This is a genomic window from Streptomyces sp. CA-251387 (genome assembly GCF_050936625.1).
In the GTDB taxonomy this organism is placed as follows: Bacteria; Actinomycetota; Actinomycetes; order Streptomycetales; family Streptomycetaceae; genus Streptomyces.
Window position 1 is genome coordinate 3,087,121 of the sequence record NZ_JBNJMJ010000001.1, and the last position, 18,407, is coordinate 3,105,527.

The 18,407-nt window shown below is 70.1% G+C and carries 19 protein-coding genes; 14 read left to right on the top strand and 5 right to left on the bottom strand.

Translation table 11 applies throughout. The features are described 5' to 3' along the window. Positions 1-73: 73 nt before the first annotated feature. On the top strand, positions 74-517 hold the full coding sequence (locus ACQEV2_RS13815) for a DUF6234 family protein (protein WP_433039862.1): 444 nt from the start codon (positions 74-76) through the stop codon (positions 515-517). A gap of 3 nt (positions 518-520) precedes the next feature. On the opposite strand, the gene ACQEV2_RS13820 is transcribed toward ACQEV2_RS13815, so the two are convergent. Both ACQEV2_RS13820 and leuA read right to left on the bottom strand, forming a co-directional pair. After that, the gene (locus ACQEV2_RS13820) at positions 521-1,219 is read right to left on the bottom strand and encodes a TerB family tellurite resistance protein (protein ID WP_433039864.1); all 699 of its coding nucleotides are present in this window, start codon (positions 1,217-1,219) and stop codon (positions 521-523) included. 249 nt (positions 1,220-1,468) lie between these two features. Then, positions 1,469-3,190 carry a 2-isopropylmalate synthase gene (leuA, locus tag ACQEV2_RS13825; protein WP_433039866.1) on the bottom strand — a complete coding sequence of 574 codons (1,722 nt, stop codon included), beginning with the start codon at positions 3,188-3,190 and terminating at the stop codon, positions 1,469-1,471. A gap of 339 nt (positions 3,191-3,529) precedes the next feature. Here leuA and ACQEV2_RS13830 point away from each other — a divergent pair, with 339 nt between their 5' ends. The 5 genes from ACQEV2_RS13830 to ACQEV2_RS13850 all read left to right on the top strand — a co-directional run bounded on the left by ACQEV2_RS13830 (position 3,530) and on the right by ACQEV2_RS13850 (position 8,342). After that, positions 3,530-4,600 carry a M4 family metallopeptidase gene (locus tag ACQEV2_RS13830; RefSeq protein ID WP_433039868.1) on the top strand — a complete coding sequence of 357 codons (1,071 nt, stop codon included), beginning with the start codon at positions 3,530-3,532 and terminating at the stop codon, positions 4,598-4,600. 21 nt (positions 4,601-4,621) lie between these two features. Further along, positions 4,622-4,888: a protealysin inhibitor emfourin gene (locus ACQEV2_RS13835; RefSeq protein ID WP_398830137.1), complete on the top strand. Its 267-nt coding sequence runs from the start codon at positions 4,622-4,624 to the stop codon at positions 4,886-4,888. Positions 4,889-4,944: 56 nt separating this feature from the next. Next, the gene (locus ACQEV2_RS13840; RefSeq protein ID WP_433039870.1) at positions 4,945-6,279 is read left to right on the top strand and encodes a GH1 family beta-glucosidase; all 1,335 of its coding nucleotides are present in this window, start codon (positions 4,945-4,947) and stop codon (positions 6,277-6,279) included. Then, positions 6,276-7,517 carry an MFS transporter gene (locus ACQEV2_RS13845; protein WP_433039872.1) on the top strand — a complete coding sequence of 414 codons (1,242 nt, stop codon included), beginning with the start codon at positions 6,276-6,278 and terminating at the stop codon, positions 7,515-7,517. Before ACQEV2_RS13840 ends, ACQEV2_RS13845 begins: the two co-directional genes overlap by 4 nt. A 348-nt stretch (positions 7,518-7,865) precedes the next feature. Further along, entirely contained in the window at positions 7,866-8,342 is a 477-nt protein-coding gene (locus ACQEV2_RS13850; protein ID WP_433039874.1) for a hypothetical protein, read from the top strand. Positions 8,343-8,379: 37 nt separating this feature from the next. Here ACQEV2_RS13850 and ACQEV2_RS13855 read toward each other — a convergent pair whose 3' ends face one another. Then, positions 8,380-8,718, bottom strand: a complete 339-nt coding sequence (locus ACQEV2_RS13855) for a P-II family nitrogen regulator (protein WP_433039876.1) — start codon at positions 8,716-8,718, stop codon at positions 8,380-8,382. Continuing rightward, positions 8,715-10,043: an ammonium transporter gene (locus ACQEV2_RS13860; RefSeq protein ID WP_433039878.1), complete on the bottom strand. Its 1,329-nt coding sequence runs from the start codon at positions 10,041-10,043 to the stop codon at positions 8,715-8,717. The genes ACQEV2_RS13855 and ACQEV2_RS13860 overlap by 4 nt, the downstream gene beginning before the upstream one ends. A 174-nt stretch (positions 10,044-10,217) precedes the next feature. Between ACQEV2_RS13860 and era the strand changes: the two genes are divergently transcribed. The 5 genes from era to ACQEV2_RS13885 all read left to right on the top strand — a co-directional run bounded on the left by era (position 10,218) and on the right by ACQEV2_RS13885 (position 14,608). Then, positions 10,218-11,168 carry a GTPase Era gene (era, locus tag ACQEV2_RS13865; RefSeq protein ID WP_433039880.1) on the top strand — a complete coding sequence of 317 codons (951 nt, stop codon included), beginning with the start codon at positions 10,218-10,220 and terminating at the stop codon, positions 11,166-11,168. Positions 11,169-11,358: 190 nt separating this feature from the next. Then, positions 11,359-12,432, top strand: a complete 1,074-nt coding sequence (locus ACQEV2_RS13870) for a PhoH family protein (RefSeq protein WP_433039882.1) — start codon at positions 11,359-11,361, stop codon at positions 12,430-12,432. Positions 12,433-12,447: 15 nt separating this feature from the next. Continuing rightward, positions 12,448-12,945, top strand: coding sequence for an rRNA maturation RNase YbeY (ybeY, locus tag ACQEV2_RS13875; RefSeq protein WP_031476933.1), 498 nt, complete (start codon positions 12,448-12,450; stop codon positions 12,943-12,945). After that, positions 12,942-14,252 (top strand): hemolysin family protein, encoded by a 1,311-nt coding sequence (locus ACQEV2_RS13880; protein WP_433039885.1) that lies wholly within the window; start codon positions 12,942-12,944, stop codon positions 14,250-14,252. Before ybeY ends, ACQEV2_RS13880 begins: the two co-directional genes overlap by 4 nt. Beyond that, positions 14,249-14,608, top strand: a complete 360-nt coding sequence (locus ACQEV2_RS13885; RefSeq protein ID WP_433039887.1) for an MmcQ/YjbR family DNA-binding protein — start codon at positions 14,249-14,251, stop codon at positions 14,606-14,608. Before ACQEV2_RS13880 ends, ACQEV2_RS13885 begins: the two co-directional genes overlap by 4 nt. A 91-nt stretch (positions 14,609-14,699) precedes the next feature. Here ACQEV2_RS13885 and ACQEV2_RS13890 read toward each other — a convergent pair whose 3' ends face one another. After that, a complete protein-coding gene (locus tag ACQEV2_RS13890) occupies positions 14,700-16,130 on the bottom strand; it encodes an MFS transporter (protein ID WP_433039889.1) in 1,431 nt (476 codons plus the stop codon). A 93-nt stretch (positions 16,131-16,223) separates the two neighbouring features. Between ACQEV2_RS13890 and ACQEV2_RS13895 the strand changes: the two genes are divergently transcribed. From ACQEV2_RS13895 to ACQEV2_RS13905, 3 genes are all read left to right on the top strand, one after another. Then, positions 16,224-17,099: a helix-turn-helix transcriptional regulator gene (locus ACQEV2_RS13895; RefSeq protein ID WP_433039891.1), complete on the top strand. Its 876-nt coding sequence runs from the start codon at positions 16,224-16,226 to the stop codon at positions 17,097-17,099. A 28-nt stretch (positions 17,100-17,127) separates the two neighbouring features. Further along, positions 17,128-17,481, top strand: coding sequence for a cytidine deaminase (locus ACQEV2_RS13900; RefSeq protein ID WP_433039893.1), 354 nt, complete (start codon positions 17,128-17,130; stop codon positions 17,479-17,481). Positions 17,482-17,581: 100 nt separating this feature from the next. Next, positions 17,582-18,382, top strand: a complete 801-nt coding sequence (locus tag ACQEV2_RS13905) for a VOC family protein (protein WP_433039895.1) — start codon at positions 17,582-17,584, stop codon at positions 18,380-18,382. Positions 18,383-18,407: the final 25 nt, after the last annotated feature.

The following is an 18,407-nucleotide window of genomic DNA, read 5'->3' on the forward strand; positions in this document are numbered from 1 at the left end:
ATGTCCGCATGACGCCGGGTCCTGAGTACGGGTACTCAGGACCCGGCCCTGCTTTCGAGGGAAGCTCGTACCCATGACCGACCCCGTGCCCCGCCCCTCCGGCCTCCCGCAGTTCCGCGGGGAGAACGTGCCGCCCCCGCGCTCCGGACCCCGGTGGCTGCCCCTCGCCGGGGACCTCGCCCTGGCCGTCGGGCTGCTCGTCCTCGATGCGATCGGGGCCGTCGTGGCCTTCCTGGCCGGCATCGACTACAGCGGCTGGCAGCCGTTCGATCCCGCCGCGGACAACTCCGACATCAGCCTCACCGCGAACTGGCTCTATGTGGGCATCGCCGGCGGCGTCATCCTGCTGACCGCCGCGCTGTTGTACCGGCTCCGCGCCGTCATCAGCGCCTGCCTGCAGGTGCTCGTCGCCGTCGTCGTCCTGCTCATCGCCGTGAGCGGCGCGCAGTACGACGAGGAGATCGGCGCGCGGGCCGAGGCGTCCGCGCCGGGGCACCCGGCCGTGTCGGACCGCTGAGGACTACGACGGTGTGCGCGCCGCCGCGGCCAGCAGCCGGGTCACGTCCTCGGCGCAGATGGTGAGGGCGGCGCCGACCGTCGACAGGACGTCTCGCTCGGCGGGCGTGTAGGGGCCGTCGGCCAGGGCGATCCGGGCGCCCTGGAGCAGGATGGACTCGCGGCCGACCGGGGCGAGGTGCGGGGCGAGCGGGTCGAGGGCCTCATGGAGCTCTATGGCCAGCCCGGCCCCGCAGGGCTCGGAGAAGACCCGCCCGGTGTCCGCCGCCAGCGCCTCGACCAGGGCGTTCAGCTGGTCCTCCGTGCAGTCGTCGAAGCCGGCCGCGCGCACCGTGGCCGCCGCGGCCTCCAGCGACGGACGGGCGCAGGTGCCGCCCGCGGCCAGCACCGCCAGGGCGACGGTGTGGACGGCGTCGCGGAGCATCGCCGAGAAGCGGGTGGTCGTCGGGTGGTCGAGGACGTCGGTACCGAAGTGCCGACGACAGGCGGCGCACTCCACGACAGGGCCGGTCTCACCACGCGGCAGAACGGGCACCCCGAGAAGGGTGAAGCGACGATGTCCGCTCAGCCGCTGATAGTTGCGGTCACCCCCGCACCCGGGACAGAAGAACTCGCCGTCACCGACGGCCGACCACGCGATGCGGGTGCCCAGGATGCGCGCAAGCCTGGCGGCACGGCCGTCTCGTCCCCGTCCTGGCAGCACGTCGCACCTCCGTAACGCCGCGGCAACATCGCCGCGCTTGCGTGATGTTAGCCACATCAAGGAGGCAGAGTCATTACCCCGGACGAGACCTTTCCGTGACCTGCACAGGCCGATGGCCGAATAACGACGGAACCCCGCGCCCCAAAGGGGCGCGGGGAACTGCGCGACCAGCCACGGCGGACCCGCACTCACCCACTCTCCGGTGGGCCTACGGCGAGCAGTCCATGGCCCACCCACCGGAGCGGACGCTCAACGAGCCGCCCGGTTGACCGCCGACACAACCGCCTTCAGCGAGGCCCTCGTCGTGTTCGCATCGATCCCGATACCCCACAGAACCTTGCCGTCGATCGCACACTCGATGTACGAGGCGGCCTGCGCGGACGCCCCCTCACTCATCGTGTGCTCCTGGTAGTCCAGCAGCCGCGCATCGATGTCGATCTTCGCCAGCGCGTCGAAGAAGGCCGAGATCGGACCGTTCCCGGTACCGGACAGCACGGTGTCGACGCCATCGACGGTCGCCTCCACCTTCAGCGTGTCCACACCGTCCGTGTCCGTCGTCGACTGACCGTTCTTGACCTGGATCCGACCCCACGGGTTCTCGGGGTTCGGCAGGTACTCGTCCTGGAAGACCGCCCAGATGTCGGAGCCGGTGACCTCGCCGCCCTCGGCGTCCGTCTTCGCCTGGATGATCTTCGAGAACTCGATCTGCATCCGGCGCGGCAGGTCCAGCTTGTGGTCGTTCTTCAGGACGTACGCGATACCGCCCTTGCCGGACTGCGAGTTGACGCGAATGACCGCCTCGTACGACCGCCCGACGTCCTTCGGGTCGATCGGCAGGTACGGCACGGCCCACTCGATGTCGTCGACGGTGACACCCTTCGCGGCCGCGTCGGCCTCCATGGCGTCGAAGCCCTTCTTGATGGCGTCCTGGTGGGAGCCGGAGAAGGACGTGTAGACCAGGTCGCCCACGTACGGGTGGCGCGGGTGGACCTCCATCTGGTTGCAGTACTCCCACACGCGACGGATCTCGTCGATGTCGGAGAAGTCGATCTGCGGGTCGACGCCCTGCGAGAACAGGTTCATGCCCAGCGTGACCAGGTCGACGTTGCCGGTGCGCTCGCCCTGTCCGAACAGACAGCCCTCGACGCGGTCGGCGCCGGCCATCAGCGCCAGCTCGGCCGCCGCCACGGCCGTACCGCGGTCGTTGTGCGGGTGGATCGACAGGCAGACGTGCTCGCGGCGGGAGAGGTTGCGGCCCATCCACTCGAAGCGGTCCGCGTGCGTGGACGGCGTCGAACGCTCCACCGTGGCGGGCAGGTTGAGGATGATCTCGCGGCCCGGACCGGGCTGCCAGACGTCCATGACCGCCTCGCAGACCTCCAGCGCGAAGTCCAGCTCGGTGTCGGTGAAGATCTCGGGGCTGTACTGGTAGCCGAACTCCGTCTCCGGGCCCAGCAGCTTCTCGGCGTACTCCATGACCAGCCGCGTGCCGTCGACGGCGATCTGCTTGATGTCGTCCTTGGAGCCGCGGAAGACGACCCGGCGGAAGACCGGCGCGGTGGCGTTGTACAGGTGCACGGTGGCGCGCTTGGCGCCCTTCAGCGACTCGACCGTCCGCTCGATCAGGTCCTCGCGGGCCTGGGTCAGCACGGAGATGGTGACGTCGTCGGGGATGGCCCCCGGCTCCTCGATGATCGACCGTACGAAATCGAAGTCGGTCTGGCCCGAGGCCGGGAAGCCGACCTCGATCTCCTTGTAGCCCATCTTGACCAGCTGGTCGAACATCCGGCGCTTGCGCTCGGGCGACATGGGGTCGATCAGGGCCTGGTTGCCGTCGCGCAGGTCGGTGGAGAGCCAGCGGGGGGCAACGGTGATCCGGTTCGCCGGCCAGGTGCGGTCCGGGATGTCGACCTGCTCGTAGCGGCCGTACTTGTGGATCGGCATGCGGCTGGGCTGCTGGCGGTTCGCCATGATGCGTGGGCTCCTACTGTGAGTCCGGTCAGTCCCGGTGTCCTGAAGGACGGCCGACGACGCAACGCCAAAGCTCCGCGGGGAGGGAGTCGGCCTATGACTACAGGCCCTCGCCGCGGCAGCTAAGGAGAAGCAGCCCGAAACGCATGATGCGCAGCATGCTAGCCGAGCCGCTCCCCGTGCGGGGTGCCGTATCAGTATGCGGGACCACGGGGACGAACAGGACAAAAAGTGCGCCATACCACTTCGTCACGGAGCGTGCCGCCCGCTGTCCGCATATTTCACCAATCATGGTTGCGGGTAGTGACACGCCCATGACTCAGTGCAAGGGTGCCGGGCATGACGACGAACGGGGGCTTCGAGCCCGTCTTCTGCACCGTCGTACCGCCGCACGTCCTCGACAAGCTGGCACGGAACGACGACCCCGCACTCTCCGGTCCCGCCCAGCGGACCCTGATGCGCGACAGCGAGCTGCGCGGCCGGCGCCGCGTGACGACCGAGTTCGCCCTCGCGGCCGCCCCGACGGCGAAGGCACCGTCGGACCAGCCGCTGCGCAGCATCTACGACGCCGAACACGGCACCGCCCTGCCCGGCACCAAGGTCCGCGGCGAGGGCGAGGAGCCCGGCCAGGACGCCACGGTCAACCGCGCCTACTCGGGTCTCGGCGCCACCTTCGACCTCTTCCTCAAGGCCTACGCCCGCCACTCCATCGACGGCGACGGCCTGCCCCTGGACGCCACCGTCCACTACGACGAGAACTACAACAACGCCTTCTGGAACGGCGAGCAGATGGTGTTCGGCGACGGTGACGGCGAGATCTTCCTCGACTTCACCATCCCGATCGACGTCATCGGCCACGAGCTCACCCACGGCGTCACCCAGTACACGGCGAACCTCACGTACTACGGCCAGCCGGGCGCCCTGAACGAGTCGATGTCGGACGTCTTCGGCTCGCTGATCAAGCAGTACACGCTCGGCCAGACGGCCGCCGAGGCCGACTGGCTGATCGGCGCCGGCCTCCTCGCCCCGAGCGTCTCCGGCAAGGCCCTGCGCTCCATGAAGGAGCCGGGCACCGCCTACGACGACGACGTCCTCGGCAAGGACCCGCAGCCCGCGACCATGGACGACTACGTCCGCACCGGCCGCGACAACGGCGGCGTCCACATCAACTCCGGCATCCCCAACCACGCCTTCTACCTGGCCGCCACCGCGCTCGGCGGCCACGCCTGGGAGAAGGCGGGACAGATCTGGTACGACGTCCTGACCGGCGGCGAGCTGTCGGACCGGGCCCTGTTCACCGACTTCGCGGGGCTGACCGTCAAGGCCGCGCGCGAGCGCTTCGGCGACGGCGGCGAGGAACTCCAGGCCGTACAGAAGGCATGGGAGCAGGTCGGGGTGCGGATCCTCTGACTCCGTACTAGACAGGGACCCATGCGTATTCAGGTACGGCGCACGGGCGGATTCGCGGGCATCGAGCGGCACGCCGAGGTGGACACCTCGGGGCGGCCCGACGCCCAGGAGTGGCAGGCCCTGGCCGAACGCGCGGTCGCGGACGGCCGGGGCACGCCCCCGATCGGGGTTCCGGACGGCTTCAGCTACCAGATCACCGTGGACGGCAAGACGGTGTACTGCTCCGATCCCCGGCTCACGGACGAGCAGCGCAAGCTGATCTCCAGGGTGCTGAAGGAGGGAGCGTAGGGGCGCGTAACGGGCAGTTCACGCCGGGACGTTGACTTCCGTTACCGCCGGTACGGATGATCCGGCGCATGGCGATCGATGAGCGCGGTGCGACGACACCGATACCTCAGTTCCCGGCCGGCTTCCTGTGGGGCGTCTCGACGTCCGCCCACCAGATCGAGGGCGCGGTGGACGAGCGCGAGCGTTCCGTGTGGGACGCCTTCACGGCCGAGCCGGGAAAGGTGAAGGACGGCTCCACGGCCGCGGTGGCCTGCGACCACTACCACCGCTACCGCGAGGACGTGGCGCTCCTCGCCGACCTGGGCGTGGACGCGTACCGCTTCTCGATCTCGTGGCCGCGGGTGAACGCACCGAAGGGCCTCGACTTCTACGACCGCCTGGTGGACGAGCTGTGCGCGGCGGGCATCCGCCCGGTGCCGACCCTCTTCCACTGGGATCTCCCGGCCGCCCTGGACTGGCTCGACCGGGACACGGCCGCCCGTTTCGCCGAGTACGTGTCCGTGGTCGCCGAGCGCCTGGGCGACCGCGTCAAGAAGTGGATCACCCTCAACGAACCCGCCGAGCACACCCTCCTCGGCCACGCCCTCGGCACCCACGCCCCGGGCAGGCAGCTGCTCTTCGACGCCCTCCCCGTCGCCCACCACCAGCTGCTGGCCCACGGTCTCGCCGTACGGGCCCTGCGCGCGGCCGGCGCCACGGACATCGGGATCGCCAACTCGCACGGGCCGACCTGGCCGGCGTCGCAGGAGCAGGCGGATCTGGAGGCGGCGGACTTCTACGACGTCCTGCTCAACCGTCTCTTCGCGGATCCCGTACTGCTGGGCGAGTACCCGGCCGGACTCGGCGAGTTGATGCCCGGGGACATCGTCGCGGACCTGAAGGTCATCGCGGAGCCGCTGGACTTCTACGGCATCAACTACTACGCGCCGACCCGCGTGGGCGCCCCGCAGGGCACCGAGATCGAGTTCGGCGGGGTGAGCCTGCCCGCCGAACTGCCCTTCTCCGTCAGGGAGATCGAGGGCGTACCGACGACGGACTTCGGCTGGCCGGTGGTCCCCGAAGGCCTGACGGAGCTGCTCACCGGCTTCCGTGAGCGGTACGGCGACCGGTTGCCGCCCGTCGTCATCACCGAGAACGGCTGCAGTTACGAGGGCATCGACGACCAGGAGCGGATCGCCTACCTGGACGGCCACATCCGCGCGCTGCACAAGGCGCTGGAGGCGGGCGTGGACGTGCGCGGGTACTTCGTCTGGTCGCTGCTGGACAACTTCGAGTGGGCGGAGGGGTACGCGCGCCGGTTCGGACTCGTCCATGTGGATTACGAGACCCTGGCCAGGACCCCGAAGACGTCCTACGGCTGGCTGCGGGACGTGCTCCGGGCGCAGGGATGACGGTGGACGCCCTCGCCGAGCCGGTCGACCGCGTCGGCCGGAGCTGGACGGCGGCGCTGTCGCTGGCCAACGTGGCGATCTGGGTCGGCTGGTACGGCCCGCTGCAGATCCTGCTGGCCCAGCAGGCGGAGGACTTCGCCCCCGGCACGGGGATGTCGAAGGAGACGCTGCTGGCCTGGGTGACCGGCGTGGGCGCGGCCGTGTCGCTGGCGGCGAACCCGTTCTTCGGCGCGCTGTCGGACCGCACCACGGCCCGCTGGGGGCGCCGTACGCCGTGGATCGTGGCCGGCGCGGCGGGCGGCGCGCTGTCGCTGCTGGTGCTCGCCGGGGCCGGTGGGCTGTGGACCATGGCGGTCGGCTGGTGCCTGGTCCAGCTGACGCTGAACGCCGCCTTCGCGGCCGTGACGGCGGCGGTGCCGGACCGGGTGCCGCGGCTCCAACGGGGCGCGGTCGGCGGCTGGTTGGGGGCGGCACAGATCCTCGGGGCCGTCGCCGGGACGGGGCTGGCGACGGCGGCGGGCGGGATCGCGGCGGGGTATGCGGCGTGCGCGGTGTTCGCGGTGGTGGGGGTGCTGCCATATGTGCTCCGCCACCGGGATCTCAGGCTGGGGGTCGCGGACCGGCCGGCCTGGTCCTGGCGGTCCTTCGCCGGCGGCTTCTGGCTGAGCCCCCGCCGCTACCCGGACTTCGCCTGGGCCTGGCTGACCCGCTTCCTGATCAACCTCAGCAATGCGCTGGTGCTCCTCTACCTCCTCTACTACCTGCGGGACCGCCTCCACCACGACGACCCCGAGCAGGGCGTGCTGATCCTGACCGCGGTGGACAGCGTGGCGCTGCTGGCCACGGTCGTCGTCGGTGGCGTCTGGTCGGACCGGGTGGGGCGTCGCAAGCCGTTCGTGATGTGGTCCGGGGTGCTGATGGCGGCGGCCACCGCCCTGCTGGCGGCTTGGCAGACATGGGCGGGCGCGATCGTCGTGGCGGCGTTGCTGGGCGTGGCCCTGGGGGTGTTCATGTCGGTCGACTTCGCCCTGATGACGGACGTCCTGCCGAAGGCGCGGGACCGCGGGAAGGATCTCGGCGTCATCAACGTGGCGAATGCCTTGCCGCAGGTGGCGGCACCGGCCCTCGCCGCGCCGATCGTGACCTACCTCGGCGGATACCGGGTGCTCTATCTGGTGGCGGCGGTGGTCGGGCTGGCGGGGGCGGTGCTGGTCGGCCGTATCAGAAGCGTCGACTAGGCGTCCCTAAGGGGCACGGGGCTGTATCCATATGCGGCTCCGCCGCGTGGGCGCGACAAGCCACTCCGTGCGTGGGCGCGGGTGCTGGGGGCGCGGCCGGCGACGCTGACCGAGGCGGCGTTGCAGGTCAAGGGGCTTGAGAGGGCCGGTAGTTGACGCGTGGGTAGTTGAGGCCGGAAATCACCCTTGCCGACCCTCGCCCCACGCGCATCAATGGGAACGACGGATCCGACGGACCGTCAGATTCAGCTCGACGCTCTCCGCGCAGGTTGTCCGCACCCACCTGCCGAGCAGTTCCCCCACCCCCACACGCAGGAATTCCCCCACCTCGAAAGGGAGCGGATCCCCATGAGACGCATGCGCATCGGAGCAGGCGCGGCACTGGCGGCCGGGGCCCTCGCGGTCACCGGACTGGCCTTCGCGCCCGCCGCCCTCGCCGTCACCCCCGACACCGCAACGATCACCGCCGACTGCGGCAGCTTCGGGGGCGGCGAGGCCACCCTCACGGCGACCCAGGACGGCAGCGCCGCCACCATCACCGTCAACTCCTCCGCGATCACCGCGCCGATCGCGCTGTCGGAGGACTCGATCGCCTCGACGCTCACCTTGGTGAAGGCGAGCGGCGGCACCGTCGCCTTCACCGGCACGGAGAACCCGGCGATGGCCGCCGGCGACCCCGTCCAGGTCGGCCCGCTCAGTGGCACCGTCGCGTCCGGAGACAGCCTGGAGGCCTTCGGCGGCTCGCTGCAGATGACCGTCTTCGGCTTCACCATCACCTGCACGGCGACCGGGCCGCAGTCGCCGGGCCCGTTCGTGTTCGACTGACCCCTTCGTGGCGTAGGGAAGCCGGGCCGGGCGTTCGTTACAGGGCGTCCGGCCCGCGCTCGCCCGTCCGCACCCGTACGACGGTGTCGACCGGCAGCGCCCAGACCTTGCCGTCGCCGATCTTGCCGGTCTGCGCGGCCTTCACGATCGCGTCGATCACGGCGTCGGACTCCGCGTCCTCGACGACCACCTCGATCCGGACCTTGGGCACCAGGTCGACCTGGTACTCGGCCCCCCGGTACACCTCCGTGTGGCCGCGCTGCCGGCCGTAGCCGCTCGCCTCGGTCACGGTCAGACCGTGCACGCCGATTTCCTGGAGGGCGGTCTTGACCTCGTCGAGCCGGTACGGCTTGACGATCGCGGTGATGAGCTTCATGCCTGCTTCTTGACCTTCTGCGGGGCGGGGACGGAGGAGGGGACGGACGAGGTGACCGGGGCGCCGTGGCCCAGGACGCCGTGATCGTATGCCGTCTCGGCGTGCACCGTAAGGTCCAGGCCGGTGTGCTCCTGCTCCTCGCTCGCCCGGAAGCCCATCGCCTTGTCGATGACCTTGCCGATGCCGTACGTGACGAGGAACGCGTACGCCGCCACGACGACCACGGCCACCAGCTGCTTGCCGAGCTGGGCGAGCCCGCCGCCGTAGAGGAGGCCCTCGGTGCCGCCGGTCATCGACTCGACGGCGAAGACGCCGATGAGGAGCGTGCCGATGACGCCGCCGACGAGGTGGACGCCGACGACGTCGAGCGAGTCGTCGTAGTTCAGCTTGAACTTCCAGCTCACGGCGTAGGAGCAGACGACACCGGCGGCGAGGCCGACGACGAGGGCGCCGAGGAGCGAGACGGAGCCGCAGGACGGTGTGATCGCGACGAGACCCGCAACCGCGCCGGACGCCGCGCCCAGGGTCGTCGGGTGGCCGTCGCGCTTCTGCTCGACGAGGAGCCAGCCGAGCAGGCCGGTGCAGCCGGCGGCGAGGGTGTTGAGGAAGGCGGCGGCCGCGAGACCGTTGGCGCCGAGAGCCGAACCGGCGTTGAACCCGAACCAGCCGAACCAGAGGAGACCGGCGCCGAGCATGACCATCGGCAGGTTGTGCGGCCGCATGGCGTCCTTCTTGAACCCGAGGCGCGGCCCGAGTACCAGGCACAACGCCAGTCCGGAGGCACCGGAGGTGATCTCGACGGGCAGACCGCCGGCGAAGTCGAGGGCGCCGAGGCGGTCGAGGATCCAGCCGCCGGGACCCCAGGTCCAGTGGGCGACGGGAACGTATACGAGCAGCGCCCACACGGGCACGAACACGACCCAGGCCCCGAACTTCGCCCGGTCCGCGACCGCGCCGCTGATCAGAGCGGCCGTGATGATCGCGAAGGTGAGCTGGAAGGTGGCGAAGAGGACGGTGGGGACGGTGCCCTGGACGCTGTCGGGTCCGAGCCCCGCCATCCCGGCGTGCTCGAGGCCGCCGACGAGCCCGCCGCCGATGTCGTCGCCGAAAGCGAGCGAGTACCCGCAGGCCAGCCACACGACGGTGACCAGGGCGATGGACACGAAGCTCATCATCAGCATGTTGAGGACGCTCTTCGTGCGGACCATGCCGCCGTAGAACAGGGCCAGGCCCGGGGTCATCAGCAGGACGAGGGCGGTGGCGGCGAGCAGCCAGGCGGTGTCGCCGGTGTCGATCTCTGCGGCTTGTGCGGCAGCAAGGGTCACGGTTGTCTCCCACGGTGCGGTGGCTCGTCAGAGGGTCACCGGGAAGCGTTTCCGGTCGCGTACAGGTGTGTTTCCGTGAGGTTTCGTTGCGTGGGGGTTTCCGGAATCTCACAGTGCGGGCGGCGCTCGGTCGGATGTACGGCGGGGCTCTGTGGATCAGGGAGAATGGGCGCCATGAGCGTTCGCAGTCAGTCATCCGAGCCGTCCGAGGCCCCCCACCGCGCCGGCTTCGCCTGCTTCGTGGGCCGCCCCAACGCGGGCAAGTCCACTCTTACGAACGCTCTGGTCGGCCAGAAGGTGGCGATCACAGCGAACCAGCCGCAGACGACGCGGCACACGGTGCGGGGGATCGTGCACCGGCCCGACGCCCAGCTGATCCTGGTGGACACCCCCGGCCTGCACAAACCGCGCACGCTCCTGGGCGAGCGCCTCAACGACGTCGTACGGACCACCTGGGCCGAGGTCGACGTGATCGGCTTCTGCCTGCCCGCGAACGAGAAGCTCGGGCCCGGTGACCGCTTCATCGCGAAGGAACTGGCGTCGATCAAGAAGACGCCGAAGATCGCGATCGTCACCAAGACCGATCTGGTGGACTCGAAGACCCTGGCCGAGCAGCTGATCGCGATCGACCGGCTCGGCAAGGAGCTCGGCTTCGAGTGGGCGGAGATCGTGCCGGTGTCGGCGGTCGGGGACCAGCAGGTGGACCTGCTGGCCGACCTGATCGTCCCGCTCCTGCCCGAGGGGCCGGCCCTCTATCCCGACGGTGACCTCACCGACGAACCGGAGCAGGTCATGATCGCGGAGCTGATCCGCGAGGCGGCGCTGGAGGGTGTGCGCGACGAGCTCCCCCACTCCATCGCCGTGGTCGTGGAGGAGATGCTCCCCCGCGAGGACCGCCCCGCCGACAAGCCCCTCCTCGACATCCACGCCTTCGTCTACATCGAGCGCCCCAGCCAGAAGGGCATCGTCATCGGCCCCAAGGGCAAGCGCCTGAAGGAGGTCGGCATCAAGTCCCGCAAACAGATCGAGGCGCTGCTGGGGACGCCGGTTTTCCTGGACCTCCACGTGAAGGTGGCGAAGGACTGGCAACGGGACCCTCGGCAGCTGCGGAAGCTGGGCTTCTGAGCCGCTTCCCTCCTCCCGCCGTGACGGGGGTGGTACCCGGCGTGACCACCCTCGCTCCGCGGTGAAGACCTCCCCGGTGAAAAGTCCTACGGCGTTGTCAGTCGCCCGGCGTACCCTTGAAATCGCCAGGCCGCCCCTGTGGCGGACGCGTCGTTTCGAGGAGGACGAGCAAGGCCTACAGAGCCGGCCCATGACTCAGACACCCACAGCTCACACACCCGCGCAGGGGCAGGCGAGAGCACAGTTCACCGTCCCCGCCCAGCACCCCATGGTGACCGTGCTGGGGTCCGGCGACTCCCTGCTGCGCGTGATCGAGAAGGCCTTCCCGGCGGCCGACATCCACGTCCGGGGCAACGAGATCAGCGCGGTCGGCGACGCCGCTGAAGTCGCCCTCATCCAGCGCCTGTTCGACGAGATGATGCTGGTGCTCCGCACCGGACAGCCGATGACGGAGGACGCAGTGGAACGCTCGATCGCCATGCTCCGGGCGAGTGAGAACGGTGAGATGGACGGCCAGGAGACCCCGGCCGAGGTACTCACCCAGAACATCCTCTCCTCGCGCGGCCGCACGATCCGGCCCAAGACGCTGAACCAGAAGCGGTACGTCGACGCGATCGACAAGCACACGATCGTCTTCGGAATCGGTCCTGCCGGTACGGGCAAGACCTACCTCGCGATGGCCAAGGCGGTGCAGGCCCTGCAGTCCAAGCAGGTCAACCGCATCATCCTGACCCGGCCGGCGGTGGAGGCGGGCGAGCGGCTGGGCTTCCTGCCCGGCACGCTGTACGAGAAGATCGACCCCTACCTGCGCCCGCTGTACGACGCGCTGCACGACATGCTCGACCCCGACTCCATCCCGAGGCTGATGGCCGCGGGCACGATCGAGGTCGCACCGCTCGCCTATATGCGTGGCCGTACGCTCAACGACGCCTTCATCATCCTGGACGAGGCCCAGAACACCAGCCCCGAACAGATGAAGATGTTCCTCACCCGCCTCGGCTTCGACTCGAAGATAGTCATCACCGGTGACGTGACCCAGGTCGACCTCCCGGACGGCACCAAGTCCGGTCTGCGGCAGGTGCAGGACATCCTGGAGGGCCTCGAGGACGTCCATTTCTCCCGGCTGTCGTCCCACGATGTCGTCCGGCACAAGCTGGTCGGCCGTATCGTCGACGCGTACGAGAAGTACGACAGCAAGCACGGCACCCAGAACGGCGCCCACAAGGGGCAGAGCCGGGGCAAGTCCGGGCACAAGGGGAAGTAGAGACCGAGCAGCACCATGTCGATCGACGTCAACAACGAGTCCGGAACCGAGGTCGACGAGCAGGCGATCCTCGACATCGCCCGCTACGCGCTGGCGCGGATGCGCATCCACCCGCTCTCCGAGCTCTCGGTGATCGTCGTGGACGCCGACGCCATGGAGCAGCTCCACATCCAGTGGATGGACCTGCCGGGGCCGACGGATGTCATGTCCTTCCCGATGGATGAGCTCCGGCCGCCGTCGAAGGACGACGACGAGCCGCCGCAGGGGCTCCTCGGGGACATCGTGCTGTGCCCCGAAGTCGCCGCCAAGCAGGGGGCCGAGGCGCCCACGCAGCACTCCATGGACGAGGAGCTCCAACTGCTCACCGTCCATGGCGTGCTGCATCTCCTCGGGTACGACCACGAGGAGCCGGACGAGAAGGCCGAGATGTTCGGTCTGCAGGCCGCCATCGTGGACGGCTGGCGTTCGGAGAAGGGCCTGACGGGTCCGTCGCCGGCCCCGACCGTGTCATGAGCCTCCCCCTCGTCTTCGGTGCGATCGCCCTGGTGGTCGTGGCCTGGCTCGCCGCCTGCGCGGAGGCGGGCCTGGCGCGCGTCTCCAGCTTCCGCGCCGACGAGGCCGTACGCAGCGGCCGCCGCGGCAGTGAGAAGCTCGCGCTCGTCGCCGCCGACCCGACCCGCTATCTGAACGTGGCGCTGCTGGTGCGCGTGGCCTGTGAGATGGCCGCCGCCGCGCTGGTCACGTACGCGTGTCTGATAGCGATCGACGGCACCACACAGGCCCTGCTCGCCGCGATCGGCGTCATGGTCCTGGTGTCGTACGTCGCCGTCGGTGTCTCCCCGCGCACCATCGGCCGCCAGCATCCGCTGAACACGGCGACGGCGGCGGCGTATGTGCTGTTGCCGCTCGCGCGGATCATGGGCCCGATCCCGTATCTGCTGATCCTCATCGGCAACGCGCTCACCCCCGGCAAGGGCTTCCGCCGCGGCCCCTTCGCCTCCGAGGCGGAGCTGCGCGCGCTGGTCGACCTCGCCGAGCAGGAGCAGCTGATCGAGGACGACGAGCGCCGTATGGTGCACTCGGTCTTCGAGTTGGGCGACACGCTGGTCCGCGAGGTCATGGTCCCGCGCACGGACCTGATCGTCATCGAGCGCTACAAGACGATCCGCCAGGCCCTCACCCTCGCCCTGCGTTCCGGTTTCTCCCGTATCCCGGTCGTCGGGGAGAACGAGGACGACGTCGTCGGGATCGTGTATCTGAAGGATCTGGTCCGCAAGACGCACATCAGCCGGGACGCGGAGAGCGAGCTGGTGTCGACGGCGATGCGGCCCGCGTTCTTCGTGCCGGACACCAAGAACGCCGGTGACCTGCTGCGCGAGATGCAGAAGGAGCGCAATCACGTCGCCGTCGTCATCGACGAGTACGGCGGCACGGCCGGCATCGTCACCATCGAGGACATCCTCGAGGAGATCGTCGGCGAGATCACCGACGAGTACGACCGCGAGCTGCCGCCGGTGGAGGACCTCGGCGAGGACCGCTACCGGGTCACCGCCCGCCTGGACATCACCGACCTGGGCGAGCTGTACGGGCTCGACGAGTACGACGACGAGGACGTGGAGACGGTCGGCGGGCTGCTGGCGAAGGCGCTGGGCCGGGTGCCGATCGCCGGGGCGTCGTCCGTGGTCGACCTGCCCGACGGCCGTGCGCTGCGGCTGACGGCGGAGGCGGCGGCGGGTCGCCGGAACAAGATCGTGACGGTGCTGGTCGAGCCGTTGGTCCCGGCGGTGGCGCCGGACGAGGAAGAGGCGAGAGCGGAGTGAGCCCCGAGGAGCTGCGCGAGTTCTGTCTGTCGTTCAACGCGGCGGTCGAGGACTTCCCGTTCAGCCCGGAGATCTCCGTCTTCAAGGTCCAGGGCAAGCTGTTCGCCCTGAGCTGGATCGACGCCCGGCCCCTGAAGGTCAACCTCAAGTGCGACCCGGAGGATGCGATCCGGCTGCGCGGCGAGCATCCCGGCCTGATCACCCCCGGCTACCACATGAACAAGCGGCACTGGAACACGGTGACGGTGGACGGCGAGCTCCCGGACCGCCTCGTCCGGGAGCTCATCGAGGACTCGTACGACCTGGTCGTGGCCGGTCTGCCGAGAGCCGACCGGCTTCGCCTCGACCGCGCCTGAGCCGGCTGCCGCGCACGGGTGGGGCGCCCCGCGCGACCGACCGGCGTGATGTTCCGCCGGTCGCGCGGGACGCCCCTCGGGCCTACCCCCGTCAGGCCCGCGTCTTCCGCCCGCCGCGGGACGCCGTGCCCAGTCCCACCGCCACCAGTACGGCCGTGGCCAGGACGATCGCCGCGTCGATCCCCATCACCGTGCGGGTCCCGGACAGCAGGTCGCCGGAGGTCGTCGCGAGGACGCCCAGCAGGGGGATGCCGATCGTGATGCCGATCTGCTGGGTCGAGGTGACCAGGCCGGTGGCCAGGCCCTGTTCCTCGTCGGGGACGCCGGAGGTGACCGTCAGGCCGTAGGAGATGATCGCGCCCAGGTGGAACATGCTCGCCAGCGAGACGGCGGCGGTGGCGAGCCAGACGGACCAGGTGTGCGCGTTCAGGAAGAGCAGGGCGACGATGAAGGCGCCCTGACCGGTGAGCGAGACGACCAGGGTGCGGCGGGCACCGAGCCGGCTGATGAACCGGGGGGTCAGCGAGCCCGCGATCACCGACATCACGCCCTGGAAGCCGAAGACCAGGCCCGTCTCCCAGGCCGACAGGTGCAGGATCTCCTGCAGATACAGGGTGAGCACGAAGATCACCGTCGACATCATCGAGAAGGTGACCAGACCGCCCAGGTTGCCCCACGCCACCGTGCGGCGCCGCAGCATGGGCAGGGAGACCAGGGGTGCCTCGGTGCGGGATTCGATGACCGCGAAGGCGGTGAGGAGCGCGAGGCCCAGGACGAGTGTCGTGATGACGTCGGCGCGGGCGAAGCCGTGGTCGGCGGCGGTCGTGAGGGCGTAGATCAGGGACAGCAGACCGGCGGTGACGGTGATCGCGCCGGGTACGTCCAGGTGCGGGCGCTGCGGGGTGCGGGACTCGGGCAGCAGCGCGGGCGCCAGCGGCAGCACCACCAGGGCGAAGACGGTGAGCAGGCCCATCGTGGAGCGCCAGCCGAACGCGTCGGTCAGGACGCCGCCCGCGACCATGCCGATGGTGAAGCCGAGGGACATCAGCGTCCCGGAGATGCCGAGGGCGCGGTCCCGGGCGGGGCCCTCGGTGAAGGTGGTGGTCAGCAGGGACATGCCCGTCGGGACGATGACCGCCGCGCCGAGGCCCTGCAGGGCGCGTCCCGCGAGGAACGACGCCGGGTCCCAGGCGAACGTCGCGAGCGCCGAGGCCGCGGCGAACAGGGCGAGGCCGGTGAGGAACAGCTTGCGGCGGCCGTAGAGGTCGCCGATGCGGCCGAAGAGGAGCAGGAAGCCGCCGGACGGCAGCGCGAACGCCGTGACCGCCCACTGCAGCGCCGACGGGCTCATGCCGAGGTCCGCGCCGAGGACGGGGAGGGCGACGTTCAGGACGGAGAAGTCGAGCGCCACCATGAACTGGGCGGCGCACAGGACGAACAGGACGAGCTTGTCGCGCGTCGACAGCCGGGGGGTGTCGAGCGGTGGGGACGAGGGGTGGGTGAGGTCGGTGTCGATCGCCATGGGCAAGAGACTGCTGGCGCCGGAATAGCCGTGGGGAGCGGGAAGTTGTCCTGGTGGTGGCACCACCAGCCAGAGGACGAGGGGGACTTGTACGTGTCCGAGGGCACGCTGAAGAGTGGACGACGGCAGGAGCTGCGTGAGTTCCTGAGGAGCAGGCGGGCCCGGGTGACACCGGCCCAGGCAGGCCTGCCGGACGGCGGAGCGCGGCGCCGTACGCCGGGGTTGCGGCGCGAGGAGGTCGCCGTGCTCGCCGGGGTGGGCGCGTCCTGGTACCAGTGGCTGGAGCAGGGGCGGGACATCTCGGTGTCGCCGCAGGTGCTGGACTCGGTCGCCCGGGTGCTGCGGCTGAGCAACGCCGAGCGCCGGCATCTGTATCTGCTGGCCGGGATGAACCCGCCGGCGCCCGAAGTGGCGCCCGAGAAGCGGGACATGTGCGACGGGCTGCAGCGGCTGATCGACGCGTGGATGCCGTATCCGGCGCACATCATGGACAAGTACTACAACGGCGTGCTGTACAACGACGCCGCCGCGACGGTGCTCGGGATGCGGCCCGGCAAGCGGTGGAACTGCCTGATCGACTTCTTCACGGATCCGATGTACCGGTCGCGGTCGAAGAGCTGGGACGAGAACGCCCGTACGGTCGTGGCGCAGTTCCGCGCCCTGTGCTCGGCCTCGCCCGACGACGAGGGGTTCCAGGCCGTGCTGGCCGAGGCGAAGGCGTCCAGCCCGGAGTTCACCGAGTTGTGGGAGCGGCGGGACATCGAGGACGCCGGGCAGATCCGCAAGGAGCTGGATCATCCGCTGGTCGGGCTGCTGTGTCTGGAGTCGAGTGTGATGCAGATGCCAGTGCGGCCGGATCTGTCGATCGTGCTGCACACGCCGCTGGACGAGGCGAACACGGCGGCGAAGCTCGAGTGGCTGGCGTCGCCGGAGGGGCGCCGGGGGGCGATGTACCCCGTGGCCGGGTAGGGCGGGCTTCGGTTCGTATGCTCAGGTCATGACCGACAACAGTGCGCTTGACCCCGAGGACCGCAAGATCGTCACCCTGGCCCGTTCCGCGCGGGCCCGCAACGGCGTGCCCGAGGGGGCGGCCGTACGGGACGAGACCGGCCGTACGTATGTCGCCGGGACCGTCGCCCTGGACTCCCTGAAGCTGAGCGCGCTGCAGACGGCGGTGGCGATGGCGGTGGCGTCCGGGGCCACGTCGCTGGAGGCGGCGGCGGTGGTGACGGAGGCGGAGTCGGCGTCGGACGCGGATCGGGCGGCGGTGCGGGATCTCGGTGGGCCGCAGACGCCGGTGCTGGTGGCGGGGCCGGACGGGGCGGTGCGTACGACGGTGACGGCGGGCTGACGCGCCCTCCCCGGGAGCATCCGACGGGCGAGTGTCAGTGGCCGGTGTCAGGCTGAGGTCGTACAGGATCTGCGGTCAGGATCTGCGGAAGGGCATCGTCATGATCACCACCGACCTCTCCCCCGGCTCCCCCTGTTGGCTCGACCTCGGTGCTCCCGACGTCCGGGCCGCCGCGGCCTTCTACGGCGCGGTGCTCGGCTGGGAGTACGAGTCCATGGGGGAGGCGGAGGACTTCGAAGGCGGGATGTTCAAGAAGGACGGCAAGACCGTCGCCGGGCTGGGCAAGCTCACCGAGGAGGGGGCGCGCTCGGCGTGGATGATCTACTTCACGGTCACCGACGCCGACGCCACGACCCAGGCGGTGGAGCGCGCCGGCGGCACCGTGCGCGTGGCGCCGCGGGATCTCGACGACTGGGGTCGGATGGCGCAGTACAACGACCCGCTGGGCGGCCAGTTCGCGGTGTGGCAGCCGGGGAAGAACGCGGGCTTCGAGCTGGCGGACGAGCCGGGGTCGCTGTCGTGGACCGAGCTGTACACGAGCGACGCTGCGGCCGCGAAGGAGTTCTACGGCAGTGTCTTCGGCTGGCAGTACAGCGACATGGAACTGCCGGGTGGCGGGGGTGCGTACACCCTCATCACGCCTGAGGGGCTTCCCGAGGAGCGGATGCAGGGCGGGCTCATGGAGCTCGCGAAGGAGGACCTCGCGCTGGCGAACGGGCGGCCGTACTGGCACCCGGTCTTCAACGTCACCGACTGCGACGCCGCAGTCGCCAAGGTCACCGAGAACGGCGGCAGCGTGCAGATGGGGCCGGAGGACGCCGAGGGGGTCGGGCGGCTGGCCGTCTGTCTCGACCCGGCGAGCGCGGACTTCGTGGTGCTGACGCCGGCCACCCCCAGCTGACACGGCGGGTCGGGTCACGGCTGAC

Excerpts from the sequence above, each read along its gene's own strand:
- ACQEV2_RS13815 (WP_433039862.1), top strand. The coding sequence starts at position 74 with ATGACCGACCCCGTGCCCCGCCCCTCCGGCCTCCCGCAGTTCCGCGGG.
- ACQEV2_RS13900 (WP_433039893.1), top strand. The coding sequence starts at position 17,128 with ATGACCGACAACAGTGCGCTTGACCCCGAGGACCGCAAGATCGTCACC.
- ybeY (WP_031476933.1), top strand. The coding sequence starts at position 12,448 with ATGTCGATCGACGTCAACAACGAGTCCGGAACCGAGGTCGACGAGCAG.
- ACQEV2_RS13905 (WP_433039895.1), top strand. The coding sequence starts at position 17,582 with ATGATCACCACCGACCTCTCCCCCGGCTCCCCCTGTTGGCTCGACCTC.
- ACQEV2_RS13850 (WP_433039874.1), top strand. The coding sequence starts at position 7,866 with ATGAGACGCATGCGCATCGGAGCAGGCGCGGCACTGGCGGCCGGGGCC.
- ACQEV2_RS13870 (WP_433039882.1), top strand. The coding sequence starts at position 11,359 with ATGACTCAGACACCCACAGCTCACACACCCGCGCAGGGGCAGGCGAGA.
- leuA (WP_433039866.1), bottom strand. The coding sequence starts at position 3,190 with ATGGCGAACCGCCAGCAGCCCAGCCGCATGCCGATCCACAAGTACGGC.
- ACQEV2_RS13890 (WP_433039889.1), bottom strand. The coding sequence starts at position 16,130 with ATGGCGATCGACACCGACCTCACCCACCCCTCGTCCCCACCGCTCGAC.
- ACQEV2_RS13845 (WP_433039872.1), top strand. The coding sequence starts at position 6,276 with ATGACGGTGGACGCCCTCGCCGAGCCGGTCGACCGCGTCGGCCGGAGC.
- ACQEV2_RS13830 (WP_433039868.1), top strand. The coding sequence starts at position 3,530 with ATGACGACGAACGGGGGCTTCGAGCCCGTCTTCTGCACCGTCGTACCG.
- era (WP_433039880.1), top strand. The coding sequence starts at position 10,218 with ATGAGCGTTCGCAGTCAGTCATCCGAGCCGTCCGAGGCCCCCCACCGC.
- ACQEV2_RS13855 (WP_433039876.1), bottom strand. The coding sequence starts at position 8,718 with ATGAAGCTCATCACCGCGATCGTCAAGCCGTACCGGCTCGACGAGGTC.
- ACQEV2_RS13840 (WP_433039870.1), top strand. The coding sequence starts at position 4,945 with ATGATCCGGCGCATGGCGATCGATGAGCGCGGTGCGACGACACCGATA.
- ACQEV2_RS13880 (WP_433039885.1), top strand. The coding sequence starts at position 12,942 with ATGAGCCTCCCCCTCGTCTTCGGTGCGATCGCCCTGGTGGTCGTGGCC.
- ACQEV2_RS13835 (WP_398830137.1), top strand. The coding sequence starts at position 4,622 with ATGCGTATTCAGGTACGGCGCACGGGCGGATTCGCGGGCATCGAGCGG.